The 15,584-nt window shown below is 65.2% G+C and carries 20 protein-coding genes and 1 tRNA gene; 9 read left to right on the top strand and 12 right to left on the bottom strand.

What is annotated here, in order from left to right; all coding sequences use genetic code 11:
* Positions 1-14: 14 nt before the first annotated feature.
* Positions 15-737, top strand: coding sequence for a 3-keto-5-aminohexanoate cleavage protein (locus CSQ99_RS08290; RefSeq protein WP_099038576.1), 723 nt, complete (start codon positions 15-17; stop codon positions 735-737).
* On the opposite strand, the gene CSQ99_RS08285 is transcribed toward CSQ99_RS08290, so the two are convergent.
* Complete coding sequence (locus CSQ99_RS08285; RefSeq protein WP_099038664.1) at positions 727-1,173, bottom strand: cupin domain-containing protein; 447 nt, start codon at positions 1,171-1,173, stop codon at positions 727-729. The genes CSQ99_RS08290 and CSQ99_RS08285 overlap by 11 nt on opposite strands.
* Positions 1,174-1,195: 22 nt before the next feature.
* On the opposite strand from CSQ99_RS08285, the gene CSQ99_RS08280 reads away from it, so the two are divergent.
* Together CSQ99_RS08280 and CSQ99_RS08275 are read left to right on the top strand one after the other, a co-directional pair.
* The gene (locus tag CSQ99_RS08280) at positions 1,196-1,633 is read left to right on the top strand and encodes a hypothetical protein (protein WP_099038575.1); all 438 of its coding nucleotides are present in this window, start codon (positions 1,196-1,198) and stop codon (positions 1,631-1,633) included.
* On the top strand, positions 1,630-2,226 hold the full coding sequence (locus tag CSQ99_RS08275; RefSeq protein ID WP_099038663.1) for a GNAT family N-acetyltransferase: 597 nt from the start codon (positions 1,630-1,632) through the stop codon (positions 2,224-2,226). The genes CSQ99_RS08280 and CSQ99_RS08275 overlap by 4 nt, the downstream gene beginning before the upstream one ends.
* 81 nt (positions 2,227-2,307) lie before the next feature.
* Here CSQ99_RS08275 and CSQ99_RS08270 read toward each other — a convergent pair whose 3' ends face one another.
* The 4 genes from CSQ99_RS08270 to CSQ99_RS08255 form a co-directional block, all read right to left on the bottom strand.
* On the bottom strand, positions 2,308-2,757 hold the full coding sequence (locus tag CSQ99_RS08270) for an Hsp20/alpha crystallin family protein (protein WP_099038574.1): 450 nt from the start codon (positions 2,755-2,757) through the stop codon (positions 2,308-2,310).
* 117 nt (positions 2,758-2,874) lie between these two features.
* Positions 2,875-3,723, bottom strand: a complete 849-nt coding sequence (locus tag CSQ99_RS08265) for a winged helix-turn-helix transcriptional regulator (protein ID WP_099038662.1) — start codon at positions 3,721-3,723, stop codon at positions 2,875-2,877.
* Between the two features lie 33 nt (positions 3,724-3,756).
* Positions 3,757-5,280, bottom strand: coding sequence for a carotenoid oxygenase family protein (locus tag CSQ99_RS08260; protein WP_099038573.1), 1,524 nt, complete (start codon positions 5,278-5,280; stop codon positions 3,757-3,759).
* 1 nt (position 5,281) lies between these two features.
* On the bottom strand, positions 5,282-6,496 hold the full coding sequence (locus tag CSQ99_RS08255) for an acetyl-CoA acetyltransferase (RefSeq protein ID WP_099038572.1): 1,215 nt from the start codon (positions 6,494-6,496) through the stop codon (positions 5,282-5,284).
* A gap of 187 nt (positions 6,497-6,683) precedes the next feature.
* Here CSQ99_RS08255 and CSQ99_RS08250 point away from each other — a divergent pair, with 187 nt between their 5' ends.
* Together CSQ99_RS08250 and CSQ99_RS08245 are read left to right on the top strand one after the other, a co-directional pair.
* Positions 6,684-7,391: a GAF and ANTAR domain-containing protein gene (locus CSQ99_RS08250; RefSeq protein WP_099038571.1), complete on the top strand. Its 708-nt coding sequence runs from the start codon at positions 6,684-6,686 to the stop codon at positions 7,389-7,391.
* Positions 7,369-8,061, top strand: a complete 693-nt coding sequence (locus CSQ99_RS08245) for a DUF6766 family protein (protein WP_099038570.1) — start codon at positions 7,369-7,371, stop codon at positions 8,059-8,061. The genes CSQ99_RS08250 and CSQ99_RS08245 overlap by 23 nt, the downstream gene beginning before the upstream one ends.
* Here the strand turns inward: CSQ99_RS08245 and CSQ99_RS31270 are convergent.
* Both CSQ99_RS31270 and CSQ99_RS08235 read right to left on the bottom strand, forming a co-directional pair.
* Positions 8,001-8,264, bottom strand: coding sequence for a helix-turn-helix domain-containing protein (locus CSQ99_RS31270; protein WP_245908799.1), 264 nt, complete (start codon positions 8,262-8,264; stop codon positions 8,001-8,003). The genes CSQ99_RS08245 and CSQ99_RS31270 overlap by 61 nt on opposite strands.
* A 114-nt stretch (positions 8,265-8,378) precedes the next feature.
* A tRNA-Arg gene (locus CSQ99_RS08235) sits at positions 8,379-8,451 on the bottom strand.
* Between the two features lie 119 nt (positions 8,452-8,570).
* Here CSQ99_RS08235 and CSQ99_RS08230 point away from each other — a divergent pair.
* From CSQ99_RS08230 to CSQ99_RS08220, 3 genes are read left to right on the top strand one after another with little or no spacing between them, the layout of a single operon-like run.
* Positions 8,571-9,287 carry a hypothetical protein gene (locus CSQ99_RS08230; protein WP_176560928.1) on the top strand — a complete coding sequence of 239 codons (717 nt, stop codon included), beginning with the start codon at positions 8,571-8,573 and terminating at the stop codon, positions 9,285-9,287.
* Positions 9,284-9,874 (top strand): cytochrome c oxidase subunit 3, encoded by a 591-nt coding sequence (locus CSQ99_RS08225; protein WP_099038569.1) that lies wholly within the window; start codon positions 9,284-9,286, stop codon positions 9,872-9,874. The genes CSQ99_RS08230 and CSQ99_RS08225 overlap by 4 nt, the downstream gene beginning before the upstream one ends.
* The gene (locus tag CSQ99_RS08220; RefSeq protein WP_099038568.1) at positions 9,874-10,152 is read left to right on the top strand and encodes a cytochrome C oxidase subunit IV family protein; all 279 of its coding nucleotides are present in this window, start codon (positions 9,874-9,876) and stop codon (positions 10,150-10,152) included. Before CSQ99_RS08225 ends, CSQ99_RS08220 begins: the two co-directional genes overlap by 1 nt.
* On the opposite strand, the gene CSQ99_RS08215 is transcribed toward CSQ99_RS08220, so the two are convergent.
* Complete coding sequence (locus tag CSQ99_RS08215; protein ID WP_099038567.1) at positions 10,153-10,974, bottom strand: TIGR03621 family F420-dependent LLM class oxidoreductase; 822 nt, start codon at positions 10,972-10,974, stop codon at positions 10,153-10,155.
* 177 nt (positions 10,975-11,151) lie between these two features.
* Here CSQ99_RS08215 and CSQ99_RS08210 point away from each other — a divergent pair, with 177 nt between their 5' ends.
* A complete protein-coding gene (locus tag CSQ99_RS08210; RefSeq protein ID WP_099038566.1) occupies positions 11,152-12,252 on the top strand; it encodes a glutamate--cysteine ligase 2 in 1,101 nt (366 codons plus the stop codon).
* Here CSQ99_RS08210 and CSQ99_RS08205 read toward each other — a convergent pair.
* Genes CSQ99_RS08205 through CSQ99_RS08190 form a run of 4 tightly spaced genes read right to left on the bottom strand, consistent with a single transcriptional unit; the run spans position 12,249 to position 15,584 of the window.
* The gene (locus CSQ99_RS08205) at positions 12,249-12,959 is read right to left on the bottom strand and encodes an anti-sigma factor (RefSeq protein WP_099038565.1); all 711 of its coding nucleotides are present in this window, start codon (positions 12,957-12,959) and stop codon (positions 12,249-12,251) included. The genes CSQ99_RS08210 and CSQ99_RS08205 overlap by 4 nt on opposite strands.
* Entirely contained in the window at positions 12,956-13,537 is a 582-nt protein-coding gene (locus CSQ99_RS08200; RefSeq protein ID WP_099038564.1) for a sigma-70 family RNA polymerase sigma factor, read from the bottom strand. The genes CSQ99_RS08205 and CSQ99_RS08200 overlap by 4 nt, the downstream gene beginning before the upstream one ends.
* On the bottom strand, positions 13,534-14,319 hold the full coding sequence (locus tag CSQ99_RS08195; RefSeq protein ID WP_099038660.1) for a DUF1295 domain-containing protein: 786 nt from the start codon (positions 14,317-14,319) through the stop codon (positions 13,534-13,536). Before CSQ99_RS08195 ends, CSQ99_RS08200 begins: the two co-directional genes overlap by 4 nt.
* Positions 14,316-15,584: a class I SAM-dependent methyltransferase gene (locus tag CSQ99_RS08190; protein WP_245908823.1), complete on the bottom strand. Its 1,269-nt coding sequence runs from the start codon at positions 15,582-15,584 to the stop codon at positions 14,316-14,318. Before CSQ99_RS08190 ends, CSQ99_RS08195 begins: the two co-directional genes overlap by 4 nt.

Raw genomic sequence — 15,584 nt, 5'->3', positions numbered from 1 at the left:
GCAAAGATGGGGTGATGCCCTCCAAGACCTACGTCAAGGCGTGCATCAACGGTGCTCGCACTCCCGACCAACACCCCAACCTTCCGGTCTCGCCGGATCAACTGGCCGCCGAGGCGCTCGCCGCGCATCAGGCGGGTGCCAAGGCTGTGCACATGCATCCCAAGACCGCCGACGGCGTCGATTCGTTGGAGCCTGCCGTCGTCGACGCCGCGGTATCGGCGGTACGTCACGCGGTTCCCGGCTTGCCCCTGGGTGTGACGACCGGCTACTGGGCGTTGCCCGACGCCGACGCCCGGCTGCGTGCCGTCGATCGGTGGAGCGAGCTGCCCGACTTCGCCTCGGTGAACTGGCATGAACCAGGCGCCGAAGCGCTCGCTGAGTTGCTGCTCGGCAAGGGCCTGGGCGTCGAGGTCGGCATCTTCCACGCCGAGGCGGCGGCCTCGTGGGCGGCCTCCGACATCGCTGCACACTGCATGCGGGTGATGATCGAACTGCAGGGCGACGGTGATATCGCCACCGCCGACGCCCTGCTCAGTCAGGTGATGGCGGTGGGGTCTCCGGCACCGGTGCTGCTGCATGGGCTCGACGAAAGTTGTTGGGCCTTAGTGGAACACGCAGGCCGGTGCGGCGTGCAGACCCGCATCGGACTGGAGGACACGGTTCGCCTGCCGGATGGTTCGCTGACACCGGGCAACGCCGAACTGGTCTCCGCCGCGGTCGATCTGCTCAGTCGGTAGACGCCCCGAGAGCGAAGTCGGCGAAGTCGAATCCAGGCACCACGACGCAGCTGACGAGGCACGGCTGGTCGTCACGCGGGCGGGCGCGCTGCCAGTGACCCGGCGGAATGACAATTTGGGGGGATTGGCCGGCGAGGATGTCCGCGCCGAGCAGATATGTTGTGGCGGTGTCCTGTTCGGGGCCGAACTCGAGGAGCAGCGGCCCGCCTGAGTGGTAGAGCCACACCTCGGCGCTGCGCACGGTGTGCCACGCCGATTGCTGGCCCGGCATGAGCAGAAACAGGATTGCCGTTCCCGCACTGCGCGGGCCGGTGTAGTCCAGCGGAAGTGCCGATTGGGGCACCGTCAACTCGCTGCGCCAAGTCTCCTTGTACCAGCCGCCCTCGGGGTGAGGGGCCATGTCGAGGTGGCGCGCCCAGTCGGGCAGTTCGGTCATGGCAATACCGTAGTCTCGGTTCATGTCGCGCCTGCGTCCCGGTTGGCTGGTCGCACTGTGTGCAGCGGTCCTCGTGGTCAATGCGTGGTTGCCCTGGTTGACGGCTGATGGTGCGCGCGCCAGCGCGGTCGGTGGCGTCGTCGGCGATATGGATGAACTGCGGAACCGGCTAGCCGGCTTCGGCGTCGGTCAGCTCATCGTCTTGCTGGCAGCGACCTTGATCGTGGCGGGAGCGATGGCGGCACGCGGGTTGTCGGCTCGGGTGGCATCGTCGGCAGCGCTGGCTATTTCGGTGCTCCTGGTGGTGCTCACCGTGTTCTACTACCGGCTCTACGTGTACACCCCGGTGTCGGCGGGATACGGCCTCTACATCGGCGTCGCGGTGGCGATCGCGGCGGCGTTGCTGTCGGTGTTGGCGATGATCGCCGCGTGGTCGGCTTCCACCGGTCGGACGACATGAGCGGGTTCGTCGAACCGGTCTCATTGACCGGGGACCGCTGGGTGACGCTGGAACCGATTAGCCGCGACCATGTTCCGGAGATCAGTGCGGCTGCCGCCGACGGTGAACTGGGTCGCCTCTGGTTCACCGCCGCACCTGCCCCGGAAACGGTCGAGCGGTGGGTCGACGCCCGCTTGGCGGTGCAGGCGCCCGATACCGGACTGACGATGGTGGTGCGCCGGCTGGATGGCACGTTGGTCGGCTCGTCGAGCTACATGAACGTCGACCCGGTCAACCGACGACTGGAGATCGGCAACACCTGGTACGTGGAGTCGACGCGCCGCAGCGGGGTCAACAGCGAGACGAAGCTGCTGATGCTCGGCCACGCCTTCGACGAGCTGGATTGTGTAGCAGTCGAATTCCGTACGCACTTCTTCAATTTCACCAGTCGCGGCGCGATCGAGCGGCTGGGCGCGAAACTCGACGGCGTCCTGCGCAGTCACCAGGTGCTGGCCGATGGGTCGCGGCGCGACACCGTCGTGTACTCGATCCTGGATATCGAGTGGCCCTCCGTGCGGAACAACCTGCTGTACCGGCTGAACCGTCACGGCTGACGTCTTCTCGGCACGTCGAGTCTGCGGACAGATCGCGATTCGTCTCTAATTGGCGATCTGCCCGCAGTCTCGAGTGAGCGGCTACTCGGAATCGACGGTGGTTGGCTCGATCGACTGTTGGCGGCCGCTGTGAGTGATCTCGATCTTGCGCGGCTTGGCGCGCTCGGCGACCGGGATTGTCACGGTGAGCACGCCGTTCTCGTATGTCGCCGAAATCGCCGTCGCGTCAATGCCTTCCCCGAGGGAAAGCTGTCGCCGGTAGGTGCCGAAGAAGCGCTCATTGGCGAGCCACTGGACGGCATCCTCTGATCGGGCGGTGCGATGCGCGGAGATCGTGAGGGTGCCGCTGTCGACGTCGACATCCACCGATCCCGGGTCGATGCCAGGCAGGTCCGCGGTCAGCACGTAATGGTCGTCGATCTTGCACAGGTCCATCGGCATGAACCGAGGGGTGCGAGTTGATCCGGTCTGGCTGGTCAGCAGTCCCCGGGTCAACGCGTCAAGGTCACTGAACGGATCAAAACGAAGCACAGCAATCCACCTCCTATGTCACTCAGAGCCCGCCCCTCTGGCGGGCGACTAAATCACTGTGCACCTGCGAGGTTAGCACTCTCATAGGGAGAGTGCCAGAATTTTTCCGCAACTTTTTCAGGTCGCTTGGACGTGCGCGCCGCGTAGCGGTTCTGAGCACTGATCGCACTGCAGCACCGCGGTGAACTCGCCTCCGCACGTCGTGTGCGTAAGGATCACCGCGGGCCCTTCGGGTGCCGGGTACCAGCGCTGCGCCCAGTGCAGCGCGGTCACCAGAACCGGGAACAGGGCACGGCCCTTCTCGGTCAGGCGATACCGGTTGTCGGACACCTGGAACACCCCGTTGCCGGTGAAAATCGACAGCCGGTCGGTGATCGAACCGGGAGGGGCGTTCAGCTGCGTCTGGAAATCGGTGAAGCGGCTCATTCCGACGAATGCCGCGACCAGCAGTGCGAAACCCCAGCGGTTTCCCATGACGCTCATCGTCTGGGGGAACAGTCCCGCGGCCTGATCGGACGCAGAGCGTCGCCGGGTGGCCGCCCCAGGTATCGAGCGTGGCCAGGAGCCGCTCGGCCCCCACTGCGCGACAACGTCTTTCTCACTCGCGGCCTCGCTGCACGAGCCGCACGTGACCACAGGGGTGAAGTCACCGCCGCAGGGGGTGTGGCGCATGCCGGGTAGTGGATCGCTGTGGTCGGGCACCCAGTGCCGCTCCCACTCCCAGATCGACACCAGCATCGGCCACAGCGACCGGGAGCGTTCGGTGATGACGTACTCCGACCGGGGCGGATTCGACTGGTAGGAAAGACGTTCCAGCAGTGCCGCGTCGGTCAGCGACCGTAGCCGCGCCGTCAACACCGAGTTCGAGATGGGCAGTCGCGTCCGGAAGTCGCCGTACCGTGTAATGCCGAGGAGTGCTTGCTGGACGACGAGCAGCGTCCACTCGTCACCGAGCAGCCCCAGCATGCGCGCGACGGCGTTGGGCCCGGGCTCGGCCACCTACAGGCCGATCGCGCCGGCCGCGGTATCGCTGTTGCGCCAGCGTCGCAGCTCCGCCCCGGGTGCCCACGTGGAGTGTGTCCCGCTGGAAATCCGTTCCGGTAGCGCAAGTTTGCATACGGGTCCGTCGGCGACTCGGGCCGCGTCGAACACGAGGCAGTACGAGGCGTCGTCGGTCATGTCGGTGGTGAGCGTCACCAGGTAGCCGTCGTCCTCTGCGGCACTCCCGACGCGCGGCGCCATTGCGGTCTCGCTGCCGTAGACGCCGTCGCCGAAGGCGAACCGTTCCTCGACGCCGGTAGCAAGGTCGTGCTTCACCAGTCCGTCGAACAGGAACCATCCCGGCTTACCCGTTGCGGCATACGTGTAGCGGTACTTGTCGCCGGCGTAGCCGCCGTTGATCATGCCGAATTCGGTGGTGGAATCCGACAGTCGCTCTTCGCGCGTCTCTCCGGTGACGAGGTTGAACCGCCAGCGATGCAGGTGGGTTTGCAACCCGTCGAGGGCGAGATACCGGAACGCCTTCTTGTATTTGTCGCCCGTAAGGGTGTCGACCGGATTCGGGTCGCCCTCGAAGAATCCGTCGAGGACGATCTCGTCGCCGTCTTCGTAGGCGTTGACCCAATGCAACACGAACGTCGGGTCGGCTTCGAACCAGCGGATCTCATCGGACCCGCCACGACGGGGGATGACCGCGAACCGAGACGGCATGTCGCGGTGGAACCCGGGCAGATGGACGCCCGCCTGCAACAGTTTCGGATCCCAGAACAGCGGAAAGTCGTTGAGAATGGCGTAGTTCTCGGTGAACGCCATGTCGTGGGGGAGTCGCGGGCCTGGTAGCGGAATGTCGGTGAAGTGCACCAGATCGTTGGCGTCGTCGACGACGCCGTAGCGCATGTACGGCGCCTCCTTGCTGTAGGTGAAGAACAGCAACTCGCCGGTGCGGTCGTCGACCTTCGGATGCGCCGAGACTCCCCAGTCAAAGGGGAAGCCGCCGCCCCAGTCCTCTTTGCCCAACGTGTCACCGGTGAAGGGGTCGATGCGGTACATGTCGCCGCATTGGTAATGACTCGTCAGCGCTCTGCCGCGGTGGACGATGACGTCGGTGCTCGACGCGTCCTTCATCAACGTCCTTGCGCCCCAGCCGTAGTCGCGCTTCGACAGCTGTATGGGTTCGGCCAGGCCGGGCCACAGTGGGCCGCCTTCTTCGTTCTCGGCGACGAAGCCGTCGGTGCGCACGAACCTGTTGCGGTAGAACGCCTTTCCGTCACGAAATCCGACGACATGCACCATGCCGTCTCCGTCGAAGGGATGATAGAACTTCAGCGCCGGATGCAACGGGTTCTCGGTGTTGCGCAGGTACACACCGTCCAGGTCGTGCGGGATCTCACCTTCGACGGCCTGCAGATCGTCGGCGTCCCATTCGGTCGTTTGTGGACGCCACGGGCCGGTTCGGTACGGATGGTCGTCGTCCTCGGGCAGCGTGGACAGGTACTTGCCGACGACCTCTACGTTCGCACTCATCTCATACTCCGCTCACGACGAAACTGACGGTGGTGGCGGTGCTCCCGCCGAAGTTCAACGTGCCGAACGTCTTTGCGCCCTCGACTTGGTAGTCGCCCGCGCCGCCGCTGACTTGCTTCGCGGCATCGAGAAGCATCCGCACACCGGAGGCGCCGACGGGGTGCCCGCCGCCGATCAGGCCGCCGCTGGGGTTGATCGGCAGCCGTCCGCCGATCTCGATCTCGTTGTTCTCGATCGCTTTCCACGACTCGCCGGGCCCGGTGAGGCCGATGTGATCGATGGCCAGGTACTCGCTGGGGGTGAAGCAGTCGTGCACCTCGAAACCGTCGACGTCGTCGAGGGTGACCTGAGCCCGGTCGAGCGCGTCGAGCACCGCCCGCCGCACGTGGGGCATCACATACGGATCATCGGCGGAATGGTCGAACTTCTGCTGGAGTCCGAGGCCGACGGTGCGATGCCCCCAACCGTCGATCCGCCCGATCGGACGCGCGTTGGGATGGTCGCGCAGCCATTCGTCGGTGACGAGGACGATCCCGGCGCCGCCGTCGGTCATCTGGCTGCAGTCGAAGCGGCGCAGCCGGCCCTCGACGATGGGGTTGGTGTCATCGTCGTCGGTGAGCGGATCCGGAACCGTCCACGTCCGCGTCTGTGCGTTGGGGTTGTTCCGTGCATTGGCGAAGTTGAGTTGGGCGATCGCGCGCAGGTGGGCCTCGTCGATGCCGTAGCGGCGGTCGTACTCGGCGGTCACTCTGTCGAACATGTGCGGCCACATGAACTTGGCGTCGGTGCCCTCGTGGTCGGTCCACGCGGCGGCGCCGAGGTATTCGGCGGCGGTGTCCCCGGGCACCGTTTTCTCCAATTCGACGCCGACGACCAGCGCGGTTCGGTATGCACCGGATCGGAGATCCGCAATGGCCGCCAGCGTCGCGACGCTGCCTGAGGCGCATGCGGCTTCGTGCCGGGAGGCGGGCGTATCCCACAAACCGCCGTTCACGGTGGCGGGCATAGCGCCGAGGTGTCCCTGGCGGGCGAACATCTCTCCGAAGGCGTTTCCGAGGTGCACGACCTCGATACTTGATGCCTCGACCTGGGCCGCCGCGAGTGTCGAATTCACCACCTCGGCCGCCAGGTCGGCGAAGTCGTGTCCCTCGCGCGCCAGGTTGCGGGCGAAATCGCTCTGATAACCGCCGAGGATCCAGACGTTCGAGCTGGCCATGACCCAGACGGTACTACAACTAAGAGAGTGACTACAGGGGTACGGCCCCGTCGGCACTCAGGTCTGAACCGACGGAACCTTGGCTTGCGTAGAAGTCGACTGCCACGCGAGCCTCTATTGGGACTGCCCGATGTGTGAGATGGCAAACGTTCGTGTATCGGACAGCCGGATTGGGAAGCCTGTAGCGATGACCGAAGAACGGAACCACGATCTAGCCCAGCGGATGGCTGAGTTGGCGCGCGCGGCTGCGGCCCCCCGCAGCGTCGAGGAGGTTCTTTCGGACGTAACGTCAACGGCGAAGGAGCTGATTCCGGGAGTCGACACGGCGGGTGTGCTGCTCGTCGCCAAGAGCGGAAAGTACGAGTCTTTGGCCGGCACCTCTGAGCTGCCTCACACACTTGACGACCTGCAGATGAAGTACGACGAAGGGCCGTGCGTTCAGGCTGCGCTCGATGACTTGATCGTGCGCACCGAAGACTTCCGGAGCGAGGAACGGTGGCCCCAATACTCACCGAAGGTCGTCGAACTCGGCGTGCTCAGCGGATTGTCGGTCAAGCTCTACACCGCCGACCGCACCGCTGGCGCACTGAACTTATTCGCATTCAAGCCGAACGCCTTCGGCGCCGAGGACGAGACGACCGCGACTGTTCTTGCCGCGCACGCAGCCGCCGCGATATTGGCCAGTCGTCAGGGCGAGCAGTTGCAGTCGGCCCTGACGACCAGGGACCGCATCGGCCAGGCCAAGGGCATCATCATGGAGCGCTACGGCGTTGACGACGTGGCGGCGTTCGACATGCTGAAGCGGCTTTCGCAGGACAGCAACGTGCGGTTGGCCGACATCGCGCAACGGGTCATCGACACTCGGAGCACCGGTGGCCCGCGCGACGCCGACTAGGCGGTCGCTACGCGACACGGTCCGCGAGAACGGACTCTTACTGGCATGCCTTGGCCTGTTCGCGGTGTTTTTCGTCGGCATGATCGTCTCCGGCGCCGCGACCTACAACGAGGAACAGCTGGAACACGGCGCTTCCGAACAGCTCTCGGTGCTGCAGTACCTGACGACCGGGCACTTCGTCGAGGCGACCTTCGAGAACTGGGAGTCAGAATTCCTGCAGATGGGGATGTACGTCGTCCTCACGGCGTTCCTGTACCAGAGGGGCTCGTCGGAGTCGAAGCCGTTGACCAGGAGCGCGCCTCAAGACGCCGATCCGCGCGAAGGGTACAAACGGAATTCGCCGTGGCCGGTCAAGCGGGGCGGATGGCCGCTGGCCGTCTACGAGCATTCGTTGGTGATCGCGTTCTTCGTGTTGTTCTTCGCATCGTGGGCGTTGCACGCATGGGGCGGTGTCAGCGCGTTCAACGAGGAGCAGATCCAGCACGGGCAGCCGGCCATCTCGGTATGGCGGTACGTGACGACAGCGCAGTTCTGGTTCGAGTCGATGCAGAACTGGCAGAGCGAATTCGTTGCGGTCGCGGCGATCATCGGATTGTCGATTTTCCTGCGTCAGCGCGGGTCTGCGGAATCGAAGCCGGTCGCCGATCCACACCGCGAAACCAGCGCCTGAGTTGGTGTTGGTTCGGCGTCGAAATCCACGTTCTGCAGGCGTCTACTCGCACTTCCGCTATAGAACGTGGATCTCACGACCCAGGAGTGCAGCGTCTGCCGCGACACCCCCACCTTCGAAGCGACCTGCGAGATCGACAACCCGTCGCTGATCACCGCCAACACGGCCTGATACCGCTGCTCGGCCACGCTCAACTCCCTCATTCAGGGAGTGTCAAGCATCAACCGAAGCACCTGTAAAGCATCAGCCGAAACACTGTCAGCCATCAACCGACATAGAAATGGCAACCATCACCCGAAGCAATACACATCACACTGTGCCCCCGGCATGATTCGAACATGCGACACCGGCTTTAGGAGAGCCGTGCTCTATCCCCTGAGCTACGGGGGCCTGACCGGAGGAAGCTTACCGGTCATGACCGCCGGGACCTGCGCAGCCCAGAGCATCAGTTTTGGCAATTTTGACAAAACTTCTTCCGAATCGGCTCGCCGCACCGTAGCCTCCGAGCCGTGGAGCTGAAGTTGCAGCGCGTCGGCGCATGGTGTGGAACCGCGATGATCGTCCTTTACAGCGTGTGCTTTTCGGGCATCGCCAAACTCTTTCCGCCGACGTCCCCGACGGAAACGGCCGCGCAGACCGACGCCTTTCTGGCCACCGAGAACCTCTGGGTGCGTTTCGGGCTCGCCGGGGCACTGCTCGCCGCCGCTCTCGCGATTCCCTTCCACGCGGTGATCGTGCTCCGCCTGCGGCGAGCCGAAGGGCATTGGGGCATGCTCACGCTCACGCAGGTGCTCGCCGCGGCGATCTTCACCCCGGCGATGATGTTCTCGCTGATGGCGTTGGCGGCGGCCGCATTTCGAGCCGGACAGCGTGATCCGGAGATCACCCAGGCGTTCAGCGATTTCTTCTGGCTGTGGTTCATCGGCATCGTCGGCACCATCGTCATGCAGAACATCACGCTGGCGATCGCGTCCTTCACCGACAAGGGTGAACCCCCCACATTCCCGCGCTGGTACGGCTTCCTCAACCTCTGGGTCGCGATGTTGTCGCTCCCTGGCTGCGTCGTGATCGCCATGAACACCGGACCGCTCGCATGGGATGGCGCCTTCTCCTACTACCTGCCTGGTCTCGCCTTGATTGTCTGGATGATCGGCACCACTGTCGTGCTGCTGAAGTCCATCAAGGCGGAGGAAGCCGCCGAAAGTCAGCTGGCCGCAGCGCCGTGACGGCGGCGTCGACGGTGCCGGTCGAACCATCCGCCCGGCGGATCCCCGGCGAGTCCGGCACGTGGGTGTTCCTGTTCGGCGACATGCTGGTGTTCGGCGTCTTCTTCGTCACCTTCATGGTCGAACGGGCGAAAGCGCCCGAGGTGTTCGACGTCGCGCGGACGTCGCTGCACATCGGCGTCGGCGTCATCAACACCCTGGTTCTGCTCACCAGCTCGCTGTGCATCGTGGTCGCGCTCGGCGCGATCCGCGGCGGCGCGAAATCCATTGCCACCAATGCAGTTTCCGTGGCGATCGCGTGCGGGCTGGTATTCATCGGCCTCAAGGTGTTCGAATACGTTGCGCTGGCCACCAGCGGCCATGGGCCCGGAGCCAACAACTTCTTTCTCTACTACTTCATCCTGACTGGCCTGCATCTCTTCCATGTCTGCGTGGGAATCGGCGTACTGGCGCTACTGCTGACGCAGACCCGACGTGACGAATTCAGCCCCACCCGAATGGCGGCCATCGAGGGCGGCGCGTGCTTCTGGCACCTGGTCGACCTGCTGTGGATCGTCCTGTTCGCACTGCTGTATCTGGTGAGCTGATGAAGGGGCCTTCGGTATCAGAGCTGGTTCGCAACCGGGCCGGCCTCTCGTGGTTGATCCTCGTCGCGGCGACGGTCGTCTCGTGGGCCGTCGGAGCCGAACACGGCACCGGCTCGATGGTGGCGATCGTCGTGCTGGCCATTGCGGCGATCAAGGTGCGCCTCGTCGGCTTGGACTTCATGGAACTGCGCCACGCGCCGATACCGCTACGCGTGATCTTCGAGGTCTACTGCTTCGCCATCTGGGCGGTGCTGTCCGGCCTGTACCTCTGGCTGTAACTAGCGCAGTTCGGCGATCACCTTGGCGAACTCTTCGCCGTGCTGCTGCTGCACGGTGATGTACGTGACGCCGTACTTGTCGCGCAGACCTCGGATCGTGTCAGCGATGTCGGTTGGCGTGCCCGAGAACACCGCGGGCGTGGCCAGCATCTCTTCTTCGGTCAGGTCGGGCAGGAACCGTCGCACGAGCGACAAATCCGGAACCCCCGAGTTGTCGGTGGGCAGAGCGATCACCGAGAGGTTGAGTTCCAGCTCGTCGAACCGGTCGCCCGCGGCCTCGCGCACGAAAGCGATGCGATCGGCGAGCGGATCGGCGCCCCCGATGATCGGGTAGCCGCCCGTCAGGCCGATGATGTCGGCCCGCTGCGCGGCGAGGGTGAGCAGCTTGTCGCCGTTACCCGCGATGAGGATCGGCACGTCGGCCGCGTGCTCGTTCATGTGCTCGGTGATGTGACGCAGCCACGCGACGCGTTCGCCTGCCGTCGGGTACGGCAGCTCGGCCTGCTCGAACTCCTCCTTGACGTATCCGGCGCCGAGGCCGAGGTCGAAACGGCCGCCGCTGAGATCGCGCAGCGACGTGACGTCACGTGCCAGCAGCGCGGGCCGGTAGAAGCCGGCGTTGAGCACGAAGGTGCCGACCCGGAGCTTCTCGGTGGCCATCGCCATCGCCGTCATCATCGGGAACGGCGCCGTCGTATAGAGATGGTCGGCCATGTGGATGACGTCGTACCCCATGCCCTCCGCGCGGCGTGCCCAGTCCTGGACCGACTTCTGACGACGTGCAGCTTGCAGCCCGACACCGAACCGGAAATCTTTGACCATCCGTTGATCGTAGAAGTTCGTCTCGGCGAGGTTTAGCAGGTGTCGGCAGCGGGCATCATTCTGCCGCTGACTTCAACTCTTGGATACCAACCACCGACTTGTCACCCCGATCCGGTCCGTCGTGAGCAAGCCTCCGACGGGCCGGATCAATTTTCAGACCGGATCAATTTTCAGACCATGGCCGCACATCCCACGATCGGCGTCGAAGAGGAATTCCTGCTCGCCGAACCCGCGTCGGGCGAACCGGTTGCCGTCAACAAGGCGGTCGCCGGTCACTCGGCCGAGCGCGGAGTGAAGCTCCAACTCGAGCTGACGAGCTGTCAGGTCGAGACCACCACCGACGTCGTCGGCGGCACCGGTGAACTCGCCGACCAGCTCCACCGGTTGCGTCGCATCGCGGCGGAAGCCGCTGAGGCCGGCGGCGCCCGGCTGTTGGCCGTCGGCCTGCCACCCACCGTGCCGCACGAGTTCCCGATCACCGATACCCCGCGTTACCGCGAGATCGCCGACAGGTTCGGCATGATCGCCCACGAACAAGGGATCTGCGGCGCCCACGTGCATGTCGCCGTGCCGAGCCGCGAAGCCGCGATACGCGTCATTAACCGGGTGCGGCCATGGCTGCCGCTGTTGCTCGCGCTGACTGCGAACTCGGCGATCTACCGCAACACCGACACCGGCTATGCCAGCTGGCGCAGCGTCCTGTGGGCGCGGTGGCCGAGTGCCGGACCGCCACCGACGTTCGACTCCGTCGACGAGTACGACGCCGTCGCCGAGATGCTGGTTCGTTCAGGTGCAGCGCTCGATGACGGAATGATCTATTGGGATGTGCGGCCCTCGGCGAACTTTCCGACCATCGAGTTTCGCGTCGCCGATGTGCCGGCGACGGTGGCCGAGACGGTGCTGCTGGCGGCCCTGATTCGCGGGGCGGTGATGACAGCGCTCGACGACGAGCGGCAAGGGCTACCGCGGCCGGCGCTTTCAGCTCATGCGCTGCGCGCCGCGTACTGGAAATCGGCCCGTGACGGTCTCGACGGCGACGCGCTGGATCTGACCGAAGGCCACGAGTGTGCGCCGGCGCGAGAGTTGTTGGGCCACATGGTCGAGCGCGTACGGCCCGCGCTCGAAGCGGTCGGTGACTACGACCTGGTCACCGGTGAACTCGACGGTATCGCCGCGCGGGGCAATGGTGCGATGCGACAACGACGGGCGTGGCAGCGTCGCCACGACATCGCCGATGTCATCGCCGAGGCTGCCGACGCCACCCTCGAAGGAATCTAGACCAGTGGTAGAGCTGCGAAAGGCTCCGTAGTCGGCTGCTGTGAACCGCCCGGCGGTTCGATGGTGAACGCGAGAGTGCTCGACCCGTCCAGATCCGGGAGCACCGCGGTGGTCGACGGCGCAACCGCCTTGGCATCCATGGTGCCCGCGGAATGCGGACCGTCGTCGTTGATCAACCACATCTGGTAGACCGTGCCGGCCTCCGGAGGCGTCACATTGTTCATCACCAGCACGCCTGCGTCCCTCTCGCGGGAGAAGACCACCGTCGCTGTTCCGCCGCCGGGAATGTCACCGGAAATGGTTCGCACGTCGGGCGCGGCGAAGATCTGCTCCGCGGTGGTTACGGTCGGTGCAGGTCGCAGCGCCAGTCCGATGCCGAGGGCCCCGAGTCCGATGACGACCGCGGCCGCGGCGGCCAGAATCGTCGCCCGCCAGGGCCTGGGCTTGCGCCGCAGCGGGACTACTGGCGCCGCATTGATTTCGGCGAGAACCCGATCGCGGAGTTCGTACGGCGGCTCGACAGCGGTGGCGGCCGAGATCACTGCCATGGTCTCGCGTACCGCGCGGACTTCGTCGTCGAAGGCCCGCGCGACCTCGGGCGGCGCATCCGCCAGACGTCGTTCGATGTCGGCGCGCTCGGCTTCCGGTATCGCGTGCAGCGCGTATGGGGTCGCGAGGGCCGTCAGGTCGTCTGTGGGCTGAGTCATGCGACCCCCAAGCATCGGCGTAGGCCGCGGATGGCGTCGCGCATCCGCGATTTGATCGTCGCGAGGTTGGCCGACAGCCGCTCGGATACCTGGACGTAGGTCAGGCCGTCGTAGTAGGCGAGTTGGATGGCCTCTCGCTGTGTGTCGGTCAGAGAGCCGAGGCAATCGGCGACCTGGCGCCGCTCGTCGCTGCCGATCACCGAATCGGCCACCTGGTCCGACGGTGGCTCGACGTTGGCGGCGCCGTAGCGGGACTCACGCTGACTGGCGGCCTGTTCGGAGCGCACGCGGTCCACCGCCCGGCGATGCGCCAGCGTCATCAACCACGCCAGCGGCGAGCCCGCAGCGGGGTTGTATGCGTCAGCGGTGCGCCACACCTGCAGGTAGATGTCCTGGGTGGTTTCTTCGCTATAGCCGGGATCGCGCAGCACGCGCGTGACCAGGCCGAATACCCGCGCCCGGGTCTGGTCATAGAAGGTCGCGAACGCGTCGACGTCCTGCCGGGCCACCTGGCGCAACAGCTGGTCGAGGTCCGTTGTCACAAGCCGTAGCCTATCGACAGCCGCTATGAGCGTCACGGTATTCGCGATCTAGGCGGTCGAGGTACGAAAAATGAAGTACGGGAACGATATTCATCGTACCCATCGCGGTCCGCCATGTATTTCTCGGTAAGGCGGGCACCGGTGGCGTATACCAGAAAATACGTCATGACCACCGGCGACAACACCGTGGTGAGCGAAATCCAGCCCGCGACGCTCACCAGCCACAGTCCCCACCACACGCATGCATCGCCGAAGTAGTTGGGATGCCTGGTCCACCCCCACAGCCCGCGGTCCATGATGACGCCTTTGTTGGCAGGGTCGGCCTTGAACTGACGCAACTGGTGATCGCCGATACCTTCGAACAGCAGGCCGAGTGCCCACACGGCGACGCCGGCGATCAGCACCGGGGTCACGATTGGCGGCGTCGGACCAAGGACGGCCGAAAGTTGCAGCGGCAGCGAAACAAACCAAGTCGCCGCGCCCTGGATCAGGAAGATCTTGCGAATCACATGACCCGCCGAGAAGTCACCGCCCAGCAGGTCCTCATAGCGCGGGTCCTCGCCCTTTCCCGCCGACTTGACGATCATGTGCCATGCCAAGCGCAGTCCCCACACCGCAACGAGGACCAGCAGCAGGATTCGCCGAAACAGATCACCCGTGCCGACGAATGCGGCGACGGCCGCCACCGCGACGAAACCCACACCCCACGCGACATCGACGATGTTGTAGCGGCCGATCCGGCGACCGATGAGAAATGTCGTGGTGTGAACCACGATGACGATGGCCAGCGACGCCGCAGAGACGACCAGGAAATTCATGGCCGGTGCCCCGACGGCGCGAACGTCCACTGATAGACGTCGAGGTACCCGGACCGGAATCCGGCCTCGGAGTAGGCCAGGTAAAGCTCCCACATCCGCTGGAACACATCGTCGAAACCCAACTCTGCCAGAGAATCCCGGCGGTCGACAAAACGCTCCCGCCACATCCGCAGCGTCTCGGCGTAGTGCGGTTGCAGGGAGAACATGTCGACGGTGCGTAGCCGGGTAGTGGACTCGGTGATCCCGATGATCGCCTCGGTCGACGGCAGCAGGCCGCCGGGGAAGATGTACTTCTGGATCCAGGTATGAGTGTTGCGACTGGCCAGCATCCGGTCGTGCGGCATCGTGATGGCCTGAATTGCCACCCGTCCGCCAGGCGTCACCAGCCGATCCAGAGTCTGAAAGTACGTGGGCCAGAACCGGTATCCGACGGCCTCGACCATTTCGATCGACAGCACAGCGTCATAGCGGCCTTCGACGTCGCGGTAGTCGCACAGGTCGATCTCGACTCGGTCGGACAGACCCGCAGCAGCCACCCGTTGCCGAGCCAGTCGCTGCTGTTCGGCTGACAAGGTGACCGAACGGACGTGGGCGCCGCGCGCCGCTGCGCGGATGCACAGTTCGCCCCAGCCGGTGCCGATCTCGAGCACTCGGCTGCCCGGGCCGACCGCCGCGGTGTCGAGGAGTCGGTCGATCTTTCGGCGTTGCGCGTCGGCGAGGGTCGACTCGTCGGCGGGCACGACGTCGAAAAGCGCGCTGGAGTACGTCATCGTCTCGTCGAGGAATTCGGCGAACATTGCGTTGGACAGGTCGTAATGCTCGGCGATGTTGCGGCGCGCCTGTCGACGGCTGTTGTGCTGTGACCGCGGCTGGCGGACCACCGCGAGGGGGCGGAATCGCTGCAGGACAGGAGGAATAAGCTCCGTCAGCCGCTTGCCGAACTCGGTGAGCAGACCCGCGATATCAGAGGAGCTCCAATCGCCGGCCATGTACGACTCGCCGAATCCGATGAGCCCGTAGCGACCGACTCGGCGAACCATCGCCGCGGGCCGATGCACCACCATTGTCGGCAGCGTGGGGTCGGCGGCGCCGACCACTGTGCCGTCGGGGTACACGACGCGTATCGGTAACCGTGCCGCCGCGCGGCGGAAGAGCCGGTCCGCGACAGCGCCCGTTGCGGCGCTGACCGGTCCGCCGGGCACCCGAGCCACGGCGGGCCATCTCTCGGAATCAATTGTGGCCGGTGAGGATAACGTCAGATCCAT

Source organism: Mycobacterium neglectum (genome assembly GCF_002591975.1).
GTDB lineage: Bacteria > Actinomycetota > Actinomycetes > Mycobacteriales > Mycobacteriaceae > Mycobacterium > Mycobacterium neglectum.
The sequence above is the reverse complement of the archived record's forward strand: the minus strand, read 5'-3'. Positions and strand labels throughout refer to the sequence as shown.